The sequence below is a fragment of the Lentibacillus halophilus genome, from assembly GCF_055395055.1.
Window position 1 is genome coordinate 1,707,304 of record NZ_AP043750.1, and the last position, 15,781, is coordinate 1,723,084.

General features: G+C 41.5%; 15 protein-coding genes, 1 riboswitch and 1 other annotated feature. Of the genes, 9 read left to right on the forward strand and 6 right to left on the reverse strand.

What is annotated here, in order from left to right:
- Positions 1–296: 296 nt before the first annotated feature.
- From ACZ5Q7_RS08400 to ACZ5Q7_RS08415, 4 genes are all read left to right on the forward strand, one after another.
- A complete protein-coding gene (locus tag ACZ5Q7_RS08400) occupies positions 297–1,238 on the forward strand; it encodes a beta-ketoacyl-ACP synthase III (protein WP_343751230.1) in 942 nt (313 codons plus the stop codon).
- Between the two features lie 181 nt (positions 1,239–1,419).
- A complete protein-coding gene (fabF, locus tag ACZ5Q7_RS08405) occupies positions 1,420–2,658 on the forward strand; it encodes a beta-ketoacyl-ACP synthase II (RefSeq protein WP_343751228.1) in 1,239 nt (412 codons plus the stop codon).
- A gap of 145 nt (positions 2,659–2,803) precedes the next feature.
- Positions 2,804–3,010 (forward strand): hypothetical protein, encoded by a 207-nt coding sequence (locus ACZ5Q7_RS08410; RefSeq protein WP_343751227.1) that lies wholly within the window; start codon positions 2,804–2,806, stop codon positions 3,008–3,010.
- 145 nt (positions 3,011–3,155) lie between these two features.
- Positions 3,156–3,917, forward strand: coding sequence for a YjbA family protein (locus ACZ5Q7_RS08415; RefSeq protein WP_343751226.1), 762 nt, complete (start codon positions 3,156–3,158; stop codon positions 3,915–3,917).
- Between the two features lie 126 nt (positions 3,918–4,043).
- Here ACZ5Q7_RS08415 and trpS read toward each other — a convergent pair whose 3' ends face one another.
- Entirely contained in the window at positions 4,044–5,042 is a 999-nt protein-coding gene (trpS, locus tag ACZ5Q7_RS08420) for a tryptophan--tRNA ligase (RefSeq protein WP_343751225.1), read from the reverse strand.
- 57 nt (positions 5,043–5,099) lie between these two features.
- Positions 5,100–5,278 (reverse strand) — a binding site (T-box leader).
- Positions 5,279–5,821: 543 nt separating this feature from the next.
- Between trpS and ACZ5Q7_RS08425 the strand changes: the two genes are divergently transcribed.
- From ACZ5Q7_RS08425 to ACZ5Q7_RS08435, 3 genes are all read left to right on the forward strand, one after another.
- Complete coding sequence (locus ACZ5Q7_RS08425) at positions 5,822–6,739, forward strand: COX15/CtaA family protein (protein ID WP_343751223.1); 918 nt, start codon at positions 5,822–5,824, stop codon at positions 6,737–6,739.
- Position 6,740: 1 nt separating this feature from the next.
- Positions 6,741–7,121 carry a hypothetical protein gene (locus ACZ5Q7_RS08430; RefSeq protein ID WP_343751222.1) on the forward strand — a complete coding sequence of 127 codons (381 nt, stop codon included), beginning with the start codon at positions 6,741–6,743 and terminating at the stop codon, positions 7,119–7,121.
- Between the two features lie 94 nt (positions 7,122–7,215).
- A complete protein-coding gene (locus ACZ5Q7_RS08435) occupies positions 7,216–7,542 on the forward strand; it encodes a hypothetical protein (RefSeq protein WP_343751221.1) in 327 nt (108 codons plus the stop codon).
- Positions 7,543–7,750: 208 nt separating this feature from the next.
- Here ACZ5Q7_RS08435 and folE read toward each other — a convergent pair whose 3' ends face one another.
- Both folE and ACZ5Q7_RS08445 read right to left on the reverse strand, forming a co-directional pair.
- Positions 7,751–8,323, reverse strand: coding sequence for a GTP cyclohydrolase I FolE (gene folE, locus ACZ5Q7_RS08440; protein ID WP_343751220.1), 573 nt, complete (start codon positions 8,321–8,323; stop codon positions 7,751–7,753).
- 142 nt (positions 8,324–8,465) lie between these two features.
- Positions 8,466–9,338, reverse strand: a complete 873-nt coding sequence (locus tag ACZ5Q7_RS08445) for a LysR family transcriptional regulator (RefSeq protein WP_343751219.1) — start codon at positions 9,336–9,338, stop codon at positions 8,466–8,468.
- Between the two features lie 134 nt (positions 9,339–9,472).
- On the opposite strand from ACZ5Q7_RS08445, the gene ACZ5Q7_RS08450 reads away from it, so the two are divergent.
- Positions 9,473–10,675: an MFS transporter gene (locus tag ACZ5Q7_RS08450; protein ID WP_343751254.1), complete on the forward strand. Its 1,203-nt coding sequence runs from the start codon at positions 9,473–9,475 to the stop codon at positions 10,673–10,675.
- A 23-nt stretch (positions 10,676–10,698) separates the two neighbouring features.
- Positions 10,699–11,124: a universal stress protein gene (locus tag ACZ5Q7_RS08455; RefSeq protein ID WP_343751218.1), complete on the forward strand. Its 426-nt coding sequence runs from the start codon at positions 10,699–10,701 to the stop codon at positions 11,122–11,124.
- Between the two features lie 87 nt (positions 11,125–11,211).
- On the opposite strand, the gene ACZ5Q7_RS08460 is transcribed toward ACZ5Q7_RS08455, so the two are convergent.
- The 3 genes from ACZ5Q7_RS08460 to ACZ5Q7_RS08470 form a co-directional block, all read right to left on the reverse strand.
- Entirely contained in the window at positions 11,212–12,261 is a 1,050-nt protein-coding gene (locus ACZ5Q7_RS08460; protein WP_343751217.1) for a homocysteine S-methyltransferase family protein, read from the reverse strand.
- Positions 12,262–12,341: 80 nt separating this feature from the next.
- Positions 12,342–12,442, reverse strand: a riboswitch (SAM riboswitch).
- A gap of 151 nt (positions 12,443–12,593) precedes the next feature.
- Positions 12,594–14,801: a heavy metal translocating P-type ATPase gene (locus tag ACZ5Q7_RS08465; protein WP_343751216.1), complete on the reverse strand. Its 2,208-nt coding sequence runs from the start codon at positions 14,799–14,801 to the stop codon at positions 12,594–12,596.
- 114 nt (positions 14,802–14,915) lie between these two features.
- Entirely contained in the window at positions 14,916–15,740 is an 825-nt protein-coding gene (locus ACZ5Q7_RS08470; RefSeq protein ID WP_343751214.1) for a cytochrome c oxidase assembly protein, read from the reverse strand.
- Positions 15,741–15,781 lie beyond the last annotated feature (41 nt).

The following is a 15,781-nucleotide window of genomic DNA, read 5'->3' on the forward strand; positions in this document are numbered from 1 at the left end:
CGTATTGTCATTTTACGAAGCGAGTCAACCAACTAAAATAAACTGTTGTTTCATTTAATTTAGGGGGCCAATGATTTCAGGATGAGGAGATTTCTCTCGAAGCGTTCAGTCCGGATGTACCTCAAGAATTCCAGGAGAAAAATGAAAAAGAAAGAGACCACGTATATCGATGCCAGTTTGCTTCCGAATGGGCGGGGAATGGACTGAGGAATTCAGACTTGCATTCATGTCTCCGAATACATTAAAATTAGTACCAAGTCATAAGAATAGCTATAAATTTGCAAGGGGATGAACATATGAACGCTGGTTTGTTGGGCACCGGTCATTATGTGCCAGATCATGTTGTGACAAATAAAGACTTGGAAAAGATAGTGGATACAAATGATGAGTGGATCCGGACGAGAACCGGTATTGAAGAACGTCGGATTGCCAATGATGACGTTAATACATCGGATATGGCGTATTACGCAGCCAAGAACGCGTTGGACGAGTCAGGTGTACAGGTAGAGGATCTTGACATGATTCTGGTGGCAACCGTCACACCTGACACACCTTTTCCATCGGTCTCATGTATGTTACAGGACCGACTCGGTGCGCGCACGATACCTGCCATGGATATCAGTGCAGCTTGTTCCGGTTTTATGTATGGCGTGATCACGGCCAAACAGTTTTTGGAAACAAATGCTTATCGCCATATCCTTGTTGTCGGTTCGGATAAATTATCCAAAATCACTGACTGGCAAGACCGGAGTACCTGTGTTCTGTTTGGTGATGGTGCTGGAGCAGCAGTAATCGGACCTGTATCAGAAGGCAAAGGGATTCTGACCTCTGAGCTTGGTTCGGATGGCTCCGGCGGCAAGGACTTGTACCAGGATCAGGAAACAGACTATTTATCCATGAATGGACGGGAAGTTTTCAAATTTGCCGTACGTCAAATGCCGGAATCATCTGTTAAAGTCGTTACAGAAGCCGGATATGCCAAGGAAGATGTCGATTATCTCATTCCACACCAGGCAAATATCCGAATTATGGAAGCTGCTCGTGAACGGTTGGGAATTAATGAGGATAGAATGGACATATCTGTCAAGTCTTATGGGAACACATCGTCTGCGTCCATACCAATTGCTTTATCAGAAAGTGTAAAAGGTGGTAGAATAAATGATAATGACTTACTCGTTCTTGTCGGTTTCGGTGGAGGACTGACTTGGGGTGCGATTGCATTGCGTTGGGGACGATAAGGTTTTATCACGTATTAAGGCTGACATATCCTCATCGCTCAACATGGGTCAACCACATAACAGGATGGTGACGTATATGCAGCCTCTGAGTCCTTGATTCATTCAACGACCATTCAGCGGGGAGTCAGGGAACGCCCTGTGAATGACGTTTTATTTTATCAGCTTATAGGAGGAGTATGAAATGGTGGAAAGAAGAGTAGTTGTGACTGGTCTTGGCACCGTATCCCCCAATGGCAATGATACGGACGTCATGTGGGATAACGTTGTTGCTGGAAATACCGGGATTGATTATATTAGTCGCATAGATACCGGGGATCTGTCAGCTCAAGCGGCTGCGGAAGTAAAGAATTTTGATCCAACGAACTATATGGAAAAAAAAGACGCCCGGAAAATGGACTTGTTTACACAGTATGCAGTGGCAGCGGCGCGCATGGCCATAAATGACGCTGGTCTGACGATTGATGATTCTAATGCAGATCGTGTCGGTGTCTGGGTTGGCTCCGGCATCGGTGGTATGGGAACGTTGGAAGACCAGCATCGAAAACTTTTGAATAAAGGTGCGCGGCGTGTCAGTCCTTTTTTTGTGCCGATGATGATTCCGGATATGGCCGCTGGGCAAGTATCTATTCAGCTTGGGGCCAAGGGTATTAACTCGTGTACGACGACCGCCTGTGCCTCCGGTGCCAATTCCATCGGGGATGCTTATAAAGCCATTGAACGTGGCGATGCGGATATTATGGTCGCAGGTGGGACAGAAGCGCCGATTACGGACATGTCATTTGCTGGATTTTCTGCGATGAAAGCATTGTCAACAAATGAAGATCCGCATAAAGCAAGCCGACCATTTGATAAGGATCGTGATGGGTTTGTCATGGGTGAAGGAGCAGGCATTTTGTGCTTGGAAACACTAGAATCGGCCTTGGACCGCGGCGCTTATATATATGGCGAAATCATCGGCTATGCGGCTACCGGTGATGCCTATCATATCACTGCTCCTGCTGAAAATGGAGAAGGAGCGGCGCGTGCTATGAAACAAGCTGTCGCTGATGCCGGCATTGCGCTGGAATCAGTGGATTATATCAATGCGCATGGTACGAGCACTGAGTTGAATGATAAGTATGAAACCCAAGCTATTAAAGATGTGTTTGGTGACCATGCGGACAAGCTTGCTGTAAGCTCCACAAAAGGCGTGACCGGTCATCTGCTAGGGGCCGCTGGAGGTCTGGAATCGGTTATAGCTATCAAAACAATTGACGACAGCATTATACCTGCAACAGTGAATTATGAAACACCGGATCCTGACTGCGATTTGGATTATGTTCCGAATGAATCAAGAGATCAGGATGTAAACGTTGTGATGAGTAACTCACTCGGCTTTGGCGGACATAATGCCACTCTCATATTCCAAAAGTATCAATAAGCACACTGACTGCTCCGGCGGTCAGTTTTTTTGTAAAACGCTGAAGTCAATGGACTTATATAGAAGGAATGGACATGCGTCATTAATTTCCACTCAGTGCATACAATGAAATAGGTGATACGGACAAGCATGGGTGGTGATCCGATTGGGATATTTGTTTCTGTTTTTGACAGGATTTGGACTGGCTGTGACTGGTGGCGTGACTGCCATAGCTTATATGAATTTTCTTCCGGTGGGTATTTCCTGGCCTGATTATTTTATATTTATTGCGAACCGGCCGGAATCTTATTTTCTTCCTGCGGGTATGCTGTTGATCGCCATCGCACTTCTCCGCTATCCAAACGGCTCCTGAAATGTTCCGGTTGTCGGGTTGTGTTTGTTGTTGAGTCAGCCTTGGTCGAAAGTATTTCCCGCGTTTTTCCAATGAATCGCATAAATTTTTTCATAATGGTCATAATGTATGCTAAACGATTCATTCAATAAGCGAGGGTTGTTTTATGCTATATTTACATGACGTTTGGATAAACTGGTTCGAAGGGGAAGAAAATGGCTACAACGTTTGTTATTTCCACGAATGGCGTAAAGACGATGGGGTTGAGCTGCTGGACCAAGTTCCGCTTTTATACATATCAGAGGCGCTTTTTGACTACATTGAAAATGATCTGCACGACTTGCCTGAAGATTTGATGCAACAAATATGTGAGCGTGCATATGTACGTAAAGGCCAGGAACGGAAACCGCTTGAGTATGCAGCCGTTGTCACGGATGGAAATGATATTATTGCATTTGATACCATTGGTTACCAGATCCCTGTTCGTAAAAGCAGACTCATACCAAGACAGGAGCAACTCGCATTCGATATGATCAAAACGACACAGCCGGAATCCTTTAATTTTAACGAGAGAGACATTGAAAAAGAATACCATATCCTGTCCATGGAACCACGGCTTATTCATGGTCTGACACGCAAGGAACGTAATCTGAAGCAAATTTTAATGATTGCGCTTGATCAGTTACGGACGACAAACAATCTGGAAGAACTTCGCTACTGGCTGACAGAGTGGGATCCGAAACAATACCCATACATCAGATATATGAAGGAAGATAGGGTATGGGAAACCCTATATGAAGGTGTAAAACACGGGTGGAGCAACTGGCACGAAGATTTGTGTGCCAAAATGATCAAAGGGCAGCCGTTTCTGGAAAAAATGTGGGAAATGGAACAGGAAACGAAACAGAATACGTCCAACCTGAATTGAGATACCGCATGGCTCGACCTCTCGTGGATAGGGATGCTGTGACTCATCGACAAGGACCATTTTTCAAAAACGCTTGGAATCCAATGAATGATTATCCAAGCGTTTTTTCGTGCACGTATTCAATTTTTATCGTTTGTTGGTCACGCGTCCGAGCCCCATTGCTTTTTTGGCTTTTCGGAGCATTTTATTGGCTTGATAGGATGCTTTTTCCGCACCTGTGTCCAGGATATCGTCCAGGGCATCAGAGTTAATCAACTCATGGTAACGGTCTTGAATCGGTTGCAGCACATTAATGACTGCTTGCGCCAAATCTTGTTTGAACGTCCCATATCCTTTATCCATATACTCAGTTTCCAGTGCTTCTATGGATTTCCCGGAACAGCTTGCATAGATGGTGAGCAGATTGGATATTGCCGGTTTGTTTTCTTGATCAAATGCAACAACACCTTCCGAATCGGTGACAGCACTTTTTATTTTCTTTTCGATTCTTTTCGGGTCATCCAACATGGAAATATATGCTTTTTCATTCTCATCCGATTTGCTCATCTTTTTGGTCGGGTCCTGAAGAGACATAATGCGGGCTCCTACCTTTGGAATACTGATTTCCGGGGCGGTGAAAATGTCATTGAACCGGTTATTGAACCGCTCCGCTATGTGTCGTGTTAATTCAAGGTGTTGTTTCTGATCCTCTCCGACTGGAACGATATCGGTTTGATATAACAAAATATCTGCAGCCATTAATGGCGGATAGGTTAATAATGCTGCGGATACCCCTTCTTTTCCACCAGTCGATTTATCCTTGAATTGCGTCATGCGCTCCAGTTCACCTATGTAGCTAATGGATTGGAGCATCCAATTGAGTTGCGCGTGTGCGGGGACTTCCGATTGAATAAACAAGGTTGACTTTTCCGGGTCAATGCCGGAAGCAAGGTAGAGTGCTGCCAGGGAGCGAATGTTTTGACGTAACTCGAGTCGATCCTGTGGCACTGTGATTGCATGCTCGTCCACAATACAGAAGTAGCAATTATTTTCTTCTTGAAGTCCTACAAAATGTTGAATAGCACCTAAAAAATTTCCAATCGTCAATGTTCCGCTCGGTTGAATGCCTGAAAAGATGGTTTGCATGCCGTATTCACTCCTATCGTTTTTCTGAACAATAAAAAAGCCCATTAATCCCGCATGAAAAGGGACGAATGAACCGCGGTGCCACCCTGTTTATCACACAGCAAACACGTGTGATCACCTTTTTGTCAAAAGCTCCAAAGTCCAATTCCAATTCACCGTGATGCTTGTTTTCAGCAGCCACAAGCTCTCTGAATAGTTAGTGGGTAATCGTACTGTGTCTTTTTCATTGCTGGGAATATCTATGTTTTAACTATTATATAAATCCTATACTTGAAATGCAAGAAGAAACTCTCTTGGAGGTTGTTCAATGTTGGGATGAGCGCCCGAACGAGCTATCTCCCGACGCAAAAGTTAATCATTGCCGTTATGAAAGCCCGAACAAGACAGCAATCCGAACAAAAAGTCACTCATCGTTGTAATGAGCGACCCAGGAAACACAATTATATAAATTATTCATAATACGTCCACTGGCGAACCCCAACCGCACGAAAATGACTTGGGTTTTGTTCTTGATTTATAAAGCACAGCATTGTCCACATCCTTTTTAATACTATTATATATTAGTTTTATAAAAGAAGTTTTTATCATGCAGAAGCGGATTGTCTTATACCAGCCATAAAATGAACTTATGTGAATTTACTTTGACAAAGCACGGTTAGCCGTTGCATTTCAAATAAAATATGATAATTTATGACACGTGTATGATATAAATGTTTATTCTTGTGTGGGATTTTTAAGTTATTTGAGATTAAAATTTAACTGGAGAGAAGGTAAATAAATTGCGTCAACAAAGCTATCGTTTCGCCGTCTTTACTGCCATCATGACTGTTTTAGCATTAATTATTGGCAACTTGGTTGTGGCAACCGGGTCCGGGGACGCGTGTGGAACCGATTGGCCAAAATGTAACGGAAGTTTTCTACCAGATTTTCTGGATTACAAACAAATTATTGAATACTCGCATCGGTTATTCACCGGTTCGCTGGGATTTGTTATTTTAATTAATGCAGTGCTGGCATGGAAAAGAAAATACACAGGAGAGACGTCCATTAAAGTACTCGCGTTGCTTACCTTGATACTACTGCTTGCACAGTCCATGGTAGGCGCATTGAACGTTGTGCTTGGGACACCGCCCGGTTTTACAACGCTAGATGTGATAATCAGTCTATTTTTATTGACGAGCACTGTTTTTCTGGCTGTGGCTCTGCAGCGGATTGACGTCAATTCACCGAGAAGCAAAGAGAAAAACAGATCCTTTCAAACGTTTTTTAAACCTGCATTATGGGTGTTTGTTATTTACTTTTTAGAGGTTTTAGTGGGAGCTTTTCTAAAGCACAGTGGAGCCAGTAAAATAATCAATGATATAATGACAAATGAATCGTTACTTCATTCGGAATCACTGTCTCAAGTTATTTATAGTGTCCATGGTATAAGCAATACATTAATCGTTATTGGGGCATTATATCTTTTATTTATGTCCATTAAGAAACGTTTCCTGGTTCCGGCAGCCGTTGCCTTTTTCCTATTGATTGTTGCGAATGGAATCACTGGCTTTATGACTCAACTTTCTGTGTTGGCTGAATGGGCGTCATCCATTCATATGATTGTTGTTATATTGACCGTATTTCAAGGTGCCTACTTGGTTGCTAAAACTTATTTTGGACCTTACTTTTTGTACGGAACGGAGAAAGGGGGATGAGATGTCTATTAAAGTACCTGTCATACCGGTGTATGTATTGAATATCAGTTATATCGTTCTGTTCTTTATAGCCAGTTACATGACAAGTTTATTCATTACAGATGTAGTATTCCAGCATTTGATTGTTTTTACCGGTGTCGTTATCGTTTATTGGTTCATCGCAAATGCCATTACAGGGTTATACAAACGATCGAAAAATATAAAACAGATACAACTTAAAACGACTGTCAGTCTTTTGGTAATAATGGTCGTATCTATCCTCCAGCAGATTCTGTTTTTTAAGATACCAATCGCATCGACGTTTCTGTTCTTCGGAATAAGTTTATTGTTTCTTCTGTTGCTGCATTCGGCGATTTTTCGGACGAGACTTAGAGCTGAATAACAATCATTTTTATCATAATGATGTTAGTGGCTCGTTTTGGTTGTTGTTAATCAAATATGTTTGTAGCAAGGTAAAACAAGAGATGGAGGCCTTTATGAAAAAAAGAATGTGGGAAATAATCATAGCCATTGTTGGCATGATCGTTGTGATTGGTTTTTTTATTCCTGCAGAAACAACGCCATCTGCCGATACGAGGATTATTCTTGAACATACGAAAAAAACGTATATTGCTCCACCATGTTTTAAGCAGTCCAATCCAACAAACAATTTGGCGGATTCCACGTTGGGGGAAGCAAACGAACTGAATTATAAAGCGAATGGAACGTGTACGAAAAATGCTTTCAAGAGTGAAGATGATTCGCTGCTTATGAATCTTTTTAAAAATATGGGGATCGTGGCAAAAAAATGGGATGATTGGTGATTTATCACAACTATTTGAAGGATGGGGATGAACTTAATATGTGGTAATCGACTATATCGCGTCATCCCCGATTTAGAAGAATTTATACTTTTTCATTAACGACTTTAAGGGCATCCCACCGTTTGATGGAGCACTGACCACGGGGTGCCCTTTTGTAATATTTAAAGCATGAAAGCGTCTTGATCCAACATTCAACTTGATTAATGGTTCAACTGTTTCCGCCTCTGATTAAACTGAACACTTCTGATCGGGATGCCGCGTCATTTTGAAAAATACCCCGGACAGCTGAAGTGACGGTTTTCGACCCCGGTTTTTTAATACCGCGCATGGTCATGCACATATGTTCTGCTTCAACGACAACGATAACGCCGTGTGGATCAAGTGTTTCTTTCAAAGAATCGGCAACGGTTGCGGTCACCCGCTCCTGCAGTTGTGGGCGGCTTGTTACCGCTTCAACGGCACGTGCCAGCTTGCTCAAGCCGGTGACTCTGCCACCCTTTGGTATATAGCCAATGTGAGCGACACCGTGAAACGGGACAAGGTGATGCTCACACATGGAATAAAAGGGAATATCTTTGACTAAAACAAGCTCCTCGTGGTCCTCACCAAAGACGGTGGCGAAATATTCTTTTGGATCCTGATCCATACCTTGAAACACTTCGTCATACATGCGGGCGATACGACTTGGTGTATCAATAAGACCTTCCCGGTCAGGATCTTCCCCAATGGCCTCTAACATCATGCGCGCTGCTTGTTCAATTTTTTCGTGATCAACTGCCATGTCATTACCTCCATTATTACAAAGGACACATCCTTAATTGTCACAATCATTATATCAACCTACATGATACTACAAAATTTCACTACATTCGATTCTTTTGCATTTGGATAGAAACAATTGGCAGTTATGGTTGTTTTGATCGTTATTGGTATGCTAGAAAACGTTCAGCCGCTTTTGATAAACGGTGGTTTTTAAGCCAAATAACAGATGGCTCTATAAAAAAGTCAAAATTTTTCATGTCAATGGCTGCAATATCATGGTAAAACGCTTTTTGAATTGCTGATTTAGGCAGTATGGAGAGCCCAACACCTGAGGCGACAAGGGCCAATAAAGTCGAAATATCCTTACATTCCATAATTACATTTGGAGAAAGATAATGTTTATGAAAATGTTGGATAATATTTTCATAAACAGCGTATCCCTCCATTGGTGCTAGCATTAGAAATGGATAGTTGACAATTTGATTCAATTGAACATCATCTGTAACGAGCTGCTTTTCCCATTGTTTTGGTGCTGCAATGACAAACGGCTCGGAAGGAAGCTTAATAAAATGGTACGCGTCTAGTTTCATCGGCAGCAGCATGAACGCCATCTCAATAACCCCTTCCTGAAGCAGTTCTTCCAAATAAGACGAATCACCTCTCCAAATTTTTAAATAGACGTTCGGGTGTGCAGCTCTGAATGTTTTAATCATCTCCGGCAGATAGGAAATACACGTTGACGATACACCTAAGGTCAATGTGCCACGCGTTCCCTGACTGAATTCCTGAATTTCCGTTACGATATCTTTAGATTTTTGCAACATGTTTACCGCATGCTTGTATAACGTGCTGCCTGCTTCGGTTAATTCCCATTGCTGATTGGTTCGATGAATTAAAGTGGCATCCAGTTCCGTTTCCAGTCGTTTTAAATTTTGACTTAAAGGCGGTTGGGCCATATACAAGGTTTTTGCTGCTTTTGAAATACTTCCGGCATCTACTATTGTTTTAAAATAAGAGAGCTGTTTTAAATCCATAACGTCTCACATCCATATATCATTTTTATAATACCACTATCATAATACATATATTTTATATATAAAACGAACCTTGTTAAACTTAGTGGGTGTTAATATTGAAAGGTAACAAACGAATGGGAGGGAAACGTTTGATGAAAACACACACGCTATGGTCCAAAAACTTTATCTTAATTGTTGTTGCTAATTTATTTGTCTATCAGGGATTTCAAATGTTGATCCCAACATTGCCGGTTTATATCAAAAATCTTGGCGGAAGTGATCTGCAAGCCGGATTGGTCGTCAGTCTATTTGCTTTATCGGCATTGGTTTTTAGGTCGATCACCGGAAAAGGTGCTGACTCAATTGGCAGAAAGCCATTTTTATTGATCGGATTTTTCATACTGATTTTATTTAACGTTAGCTTTTTTGCGTTTTCCATTGTAGCGATGCTTCCGCTTTTACGTTTATTCCAAGGCGTAGGGTGGGGAATGACGTCGACATCAATCGCTACGATTATGTCGGATAACGTTCCGGATGCCCGGCGCGGAGAAGGGACAGGCTATTATGCATTATCCGTTATTCTTGCAACATCCATTGCGCCGATTATTGGCATTGCGGTGTTGAATCATTATGATTTTAATATGATATTGATTTTAACAACGGTATTTATGATCATCGGATTTTTGTTCACCCAAGGCATTTCGATTCCAAAACTGGATAAGCTGGACAAGCAGGCAAACAAACAAAAAGAATCCTTCTGGAAAAGTCTTTTCGAAAAGCAAGCACTGCTTCCATCACTGCTTTGTTTACTGTTAGCCATTCCGTTCGGTGGTTTAATGAGTTTTATTGCCATCTTCGGTGAAGAAGTAGGAATTGAAAATAGTTGGATTTATTTCGTCGGGCATTGTTTAATGATTTTAATATCCCGACCATTTATTGGTAAGTTATTTGACAGCAGAGGTCCTGCTATTGTTGTATTTCCAGGAGCCATTTTAATGCTTATAGGATTACTGCTTTTATCATATACAACGACCGTGCCTATGCTGATTCTGACGTCTGTTTTTTACGGGTTAAGTTTTGGGGCGGTTCAGCCATCACTGCAGGCGTGGGCTATTGATCGATCGAACTCAGACCGGAAAGGAGCCGCAAACGGTACCTTTTTATCCTTTATGGATTTAGGAGTGGCATTAGGATCGCTAGTGCTAAGTTCTATTGCTGCTGCAACCAGTTATGCGATGATGTATCGAATGTCTTCCATTTGCATGGTAATTTTTATCATCGTTTATGGTGTTTATTTATTGAAAAGTCGAAACAAGAAGCACGCCGACGTTTACGCTCAAACGGCGTATCATTAATTAAAAAAAGCAGGTGAAGATGAATGTTTTGTGAAAGAATAGTACTCGCCTATGATGGTTCCGATGTAGCTAAAAGAGCTTTGGAAAAGACAGTGGCGATTGCTGAAACAAATGTATCGATTAAAGTTGATGTGTTATATACAATCGAACTGCCGCAAACACCCTACGTGATAGAAGATGTATTTGAGGATATGCAACAGTCGATGCATGAATATGGCAATGCGGTTCTTTCTGAAGCAAAAGAAAAAATGGCGACACTTCCCAATTACGTGGACTTTTACGCCGTGGAAGGGAAAGCATCTCAATCCATTTTAGAACATGCCGATGATCAAGCGTGTGATTTAATTGTGATTGGCAGCAGAGGACTGACAGGTATTAAAGAGTTTCTCGGAAGCGTTAGTCATTACGTCGTTCATCATTCGCACGTTCCGGTATTGGTTGTTCGATGATAGGTATCGTTTTTGAAAAAGAACCATCCTGCAATAGTCTGTCCACTATGCAGGATGGTTCTAAATGTGAACCGTTTCTCGTAGGTGTTAAGCTTTTGTCCGATAAGCCACATTATGATTTTTTAGTGTTTCGTCTTGCCCGAACAAGAAGTGTTTCTCCATATCCGGTGAGTATTTGGAGTTGATTGTGTTCACACCAACGGCTTCAGCTACAGCACGTAACATTGCCGGTGATGCTCCACAGCACAGGCCAATATAGTTCAAACCGATATCTTTTGCCTGTTTGGCCCATTCGGCCAGTTCATAACGGTTATGGTATAAAGGATCAAGTGCCGTCGGGAATGTTGTTTCTAACGGCAGATGACAGCTACATCCCCCATCAGGCAAGTTGAAGAATGTCGGGTGTTCTTCTGATGTCCGATACGGGATTGGCAAGCCGGCAACATATCCGCCCACATTTTCGCGGATCTTTTCCAAATATGGCTGCATCGTATTCGGACCGCGGAAACAATTCATACCAACGACAAGCGCTCCTTTTTCTGAAAGCAGACGAGAGCCCTCTTCTACTGTATAACCGTCCCGTAAAATGTTTTCGCCCATCATCGCGAATGTAATAACAGCCGGTAAATCCTGTTTCTGAATTTCTTCAAGTGCAATGAGTGCCTCTTCGTAATAGTAGAATGTTTCGCCGTTAATAAAATCGACGCCTTCTTCCTTGCACCATGAAATCATTTCAGCAAACATGTTTCGCACAGTATCTTTGGAGGCGGGGTCTTCCGGATCAAAAATATTGGTATTGGATATATTGCCGGCAACCAGCGCTTCTTCTGTTGGGTGCTCTTTGGCCACCTCTTTTGCTAAACGAATGGCATTACGGTTCAGCGGTTCCAGCTGATCTTCTTTGCCGATAATCCGCATTTTTTCACGATGGGCATTGTATGTAAATGCCAAAACGACATCGGAACCGGCATTCATATAGTCCCGGTAGGTTTGTTTTAAAACATCCGGATGTTCCAAGGCCACCTCTGGCACAAAGGAACCGGCCTGTAAATATCCTCTTCGTTCCAATTCAAATAAATACCCTTCCCCGACAATAACGGTTCCTTCGTATAATCGTTGTTCCAAACTGCGCTTCATGCGTATTCCTCCCTCTGTTTTCATATAAAAAGCCTCTTCTTAAAGTAAGAAGAGGCTAAATATACAATGTTTGGCGTCTCTTCTTATCTTCAGCATGTAGCATCTGGAATTGGCACAGTACTTTGACAAGTCCGCTGCCGAGGCTTCCAAGGGCCAGTCCCTCCACCTCTCTGGATAAGAAAATTGAAATATTTTATAATGTGATATGAATCATACACTTGATTTAAAGTGAAAGTCAAGGGTACAAAAGAAAATGGACACGTTATACGATTTACAAAATAGTCTTTGTGCATCTTAACGTGACGTAAACATAAAAATCTTGCTTATGTTTGTCAGAGTGGCACTGTTTTTAATCGAAGTGCATTTAAAACAACAGAAACCGAGCTTAAGGCCATTGCTGCTCCGGCCAACCAAGGAGCCAGCACACCAATCATAGCAAAAGGTATCATGATAACGTTGTATAGAAACGCCCAAAATAGGTTTTGCTTTATATTCCGCATTGTTTTTTTACTAATCAGGATGGCATCAACCAATCGATTTAAATCGCCTTTGATAATCGTGACATCTCCGGATTCAATTGCAATATCTGATCCCGTCCCAATTACTGCTCCGACATCGGCAACAGCAAGGGAAGGGGCATCATTAATGCCATCACCTGCCATCAGAACCGTACTTCCGTTTTGCTGTAATTGCTTGATGACATCAGCTTTATCGTGTGGAGATGCCTCTGCTTGATAATTATTTATGCCCGCTTTTTTTGCAATAACCCTACTTGCATTTGTATTATCACCTGTCAGCATAGAGATATCGAATCCTAACTGTTTTAAACGGGAAATAGCGTCTGCAGAAGATGTTTTCATATCATCAGCAACGGCAATGATTCCAGCAAAACGTGAATGGATAAATGCAATCATAGCTGTTTTTCCTTCTGCCTCCAACTGTGTCATCAGTTGATATGCTTTTTGCGGGAGGGGGTAGTTGTTTTTTATAAAGTATTTGGCTTTAGCAATCGTTACTTGTTTTCCGTGTACATACGCCTGTACACCATAACCTGGGAGAGAAACCACTTGAGATGCTTGAGGAATCGCATGCATTTTCGTTTTCGCTTTATTGACAATTGCTTTTGCTACAGGATGCTCGATATTGTTTTCGACCGCGGCGATTGTTTCCAGAAATGCATTTTCACTGAAATGCTCAACGTAAATGTCTGTTATGTGAGGGGACCCTTTTGTAAGTGTCCCTGTTTTATCTAAAATTAAGGTTTTGCAGTTACCTAATAATTCTAAATGTTTCCCTTCCTTAAATAGAATCCCTAACTGCGCAGCCCGTCCGCTTCCAATCATAATGGATGTTGGTGTGGCTAAACCGAGGGCACATGGACACGCTACGATTAAAACAGCAATGACTTTTTCCAGTGCTTCGTTAAACGACATCTCCAGAAAATTTGTATACCATGCCGCTAATGGAATACATGCGATAACGATAACGATAGGTACGAAAACGCCTGTGATTTTATCGGCTATGTGCTGTATAGGCGCTTTGGAAGCTTGTGCCTCCTCTACAACATCAATAATTTGCGATAAAACCGTTTCTGAATCTCGCTTCGTCACCTCTATGGTTAGTAGACCATTTTGATTAACAGTTCCTGCATACACTGATTTCCCAGAGTTTTTTTCCACTGGTATACTTTCACCGGTTAAAAGAGATTCATCCATCATGGAATTTCCTTTAATCACTTGTCCGTCAATTGGAACCTTTTCGCCGGGCCTAACGATAAGAATCTCTCCTGGTAATATTTGGTTAACAGGCATGTTACATTCTTGGCCATCTTTATATATTATTGCTGTTTTGGTTTGCAATTGATAAAGCTTTTTGACAGCCTCAGTCGTTCGCAATTTCGTTTTTGCTTCCAATAACTTACCTAATAAAATAAATGTTATAATAAAGGCGCTCGTTTCAAAATATAACGTCGGATGTCCTGGGGGTAGTGCAGAATATGACACAAACGTGATATAGTGACTGTAAAAGAAAGCCGCTGATGTACTTAATACGACTAAAACATCCATGTTGGCGCTACCGCTTTTTATTGCCTTCCAGGCCCTTTCATAGAATGGAAAGCCGATTATGAACTGAATGGGAATTGTAATGACAAGCTGAAAAAACGGGTTGGTCAATATTGTGGGGACATACATAAAGGAAGCCCAGTTAAAATGCGCAAACATGGCCCAAGCTAAAGGAAAAGTTAGTAATGCCGAAACAATAAACTTCAACCGAAGAATTTTGATCTCCTTTTGTTTTTGATGATTAGACTCGTCATTACTTTTAACGATTTCTTTAGCTTCAAAGCCAATTTTATTAATCCTACTGATGATAGCTGACATGCTTGTCCGATTTGTGTTAAATGTAACACGTCCCTTTTCAGTTGTTAAATTAACGTTTATTTCGGTGACCCCATCTATCTTAGAGACGACTTTTTCAATTCTGGCAGCACACGCAGCACAGTGCATCCCTGTGATATCCAAGTAATTGGTTTCCTCCACCCATATCACCCACCTTTTTATACACTATGCTGTATTTTATTTTAAATAGAATACATTTAGAACATATAAAAAGCAGTCTAACTGAGTAGACTGCAAAAACGTGGATCGTGTCTGTTATGAGCTTGGAATGGAAGCTCTGAATTTATCCCGTAACTTAAATGTCACCATCAATCCCGCCTTGTGCAACCCTAGCATAACGATTCCCGCCATCAATTGATCAAACTTTGTGTTAAAGGGAGGAGGAAGTAAACTGAAGGAACCGGCTTGCGAGGGAGAACAGTATGGGGCTGTGGTTTGACTAAGAGACGTATTATTTCCAATATCAATGACAGCCATAAAAATTAGCAGTAAACATGCTGGCATTAAAATGATTCCGCTTAAAAACGCATAACGTTTCATGTCGCTTCTGCAAAGTCGCTGATTAGAGTCGGGTGCTGCAATGGGCCACCACATCCCAAAAGATAATAGGAATAAAACGAATATATAGCCACTTTGCATTTGTGCACTTTTGGAGAGAATCATTAATACAAATGGTAGGTGGTACATAAAGAATAATGCGGCAAACGCATAAAGCGCTATTTTAGGGGCGAAAAATAGTTTGCTAATCCTGTTCAATTTAAGAATTTGAAACACATGGTTAAACAGTTGATCGGGGATACCTAACAAAAAAACAGGCGGGATTAGAAAATAAAGAATGCTCATTTGTATCATGTGTAAACTTAATGAGAGGTGACTAATATCGGCCAAAGGGCTGCCAGCTGTGACGTATAATAAGCCTAAACCAAAAAGAAAAAAAAGTGGCTCTATGTGAATCAATTTTAGTTGCGTATAGCGTTTGATCAGAAAAGCATATAAAACGGCTATACAACAAAGGAAAGCTAATAAGGGATACCCCCATTCCAATTGACCGCCTACCAATAATTGAATGTATTCAATCAAATAAAAATTACCTCCTCTTTAAACGTTTCTAAATTTATATA

Excerpts from the sequence above, each read along its gene's own strand:
- ACZ5Q7_RS08455 (WP_343751218.1), top strand. The coding sequence starts at position 10,699 with ATGTTTTGTGAAAGAATAGTACTCGCCTATGATGGTTCCGATGTAGCT.
- ACZ5Q7_RS08445 (WP_343751219.1), bottom strand. The coding sequence starts at position 9,338 with ATGGATTTAAAACAGCTCTCTTATTTTAAAACAATAGTAGATGCCGGA.
- ACZ5Q7_RS08415 (WP_343751226.1), top strand. The coding sequence starts at position 3,156 with ATGCTATATTTACATGACGTTTGGATAAACTGGTTCGAAGGGGAAGAA.
- ACZ5Q7_RS08435 (WP_343751221.1), top strand. The coding sequence starts at position 7,216 with ATGAAAAAAAGAATGTGGGAAATAATCATAGCCATTGTTGGCATGATC.
- ACZ5Q7_RS08450 (WP_343751254.1), top strand. The coding sequence starts at position 9,473 with ATGAAAACACACACGCTATGGTCCAAAAACTTTATCTTAATTGTTGTT.
- ACZ5Q7_RS08460 (WP_343751217.1), bottom strand. The coding sequence starts at position 12,261 with ATGAAGCGCAGTTTGGAACAACGATTATACGAAGGAACCGTTATTGTC.
- folE (WP_343751220.1), bottom strand. The coding sequence starts at position 8,323 with ATGGCAGTTGATCACGAAAAAATTGAACAAGCAGCGCGCATGATGTTA.
- ACZ5Q7_RS08400 (WP_343751230.1), top strand. The coding sequence starts at position 297 with ATGAACGCTGGTTTGTTGGGCACCGGTCATTATGTGCCAGATCATGTT.
- fabF (WP_343751228.1), top strand. The coding sequence starts at position 1,420 with ATGGTGGAAAGAAGAGTAGTTGTGACTGGTCTTGGCACCGTATCCCCC.
- trpS (WP_343751225.1), bottom strand. The coding sequence starts at position 5,042 with ATGCAAACCATCTTTTCAGGCATTCAACCGAGCGGAACATTGACGATT.
- ACZ5Q7_RS08430 (WP_343751222.1), top strand. The coding sequence starts at position 6,741 with ATGTCTATTAAAGTACCTGTCATACCGGTGTATGTATTGAATATCAGT.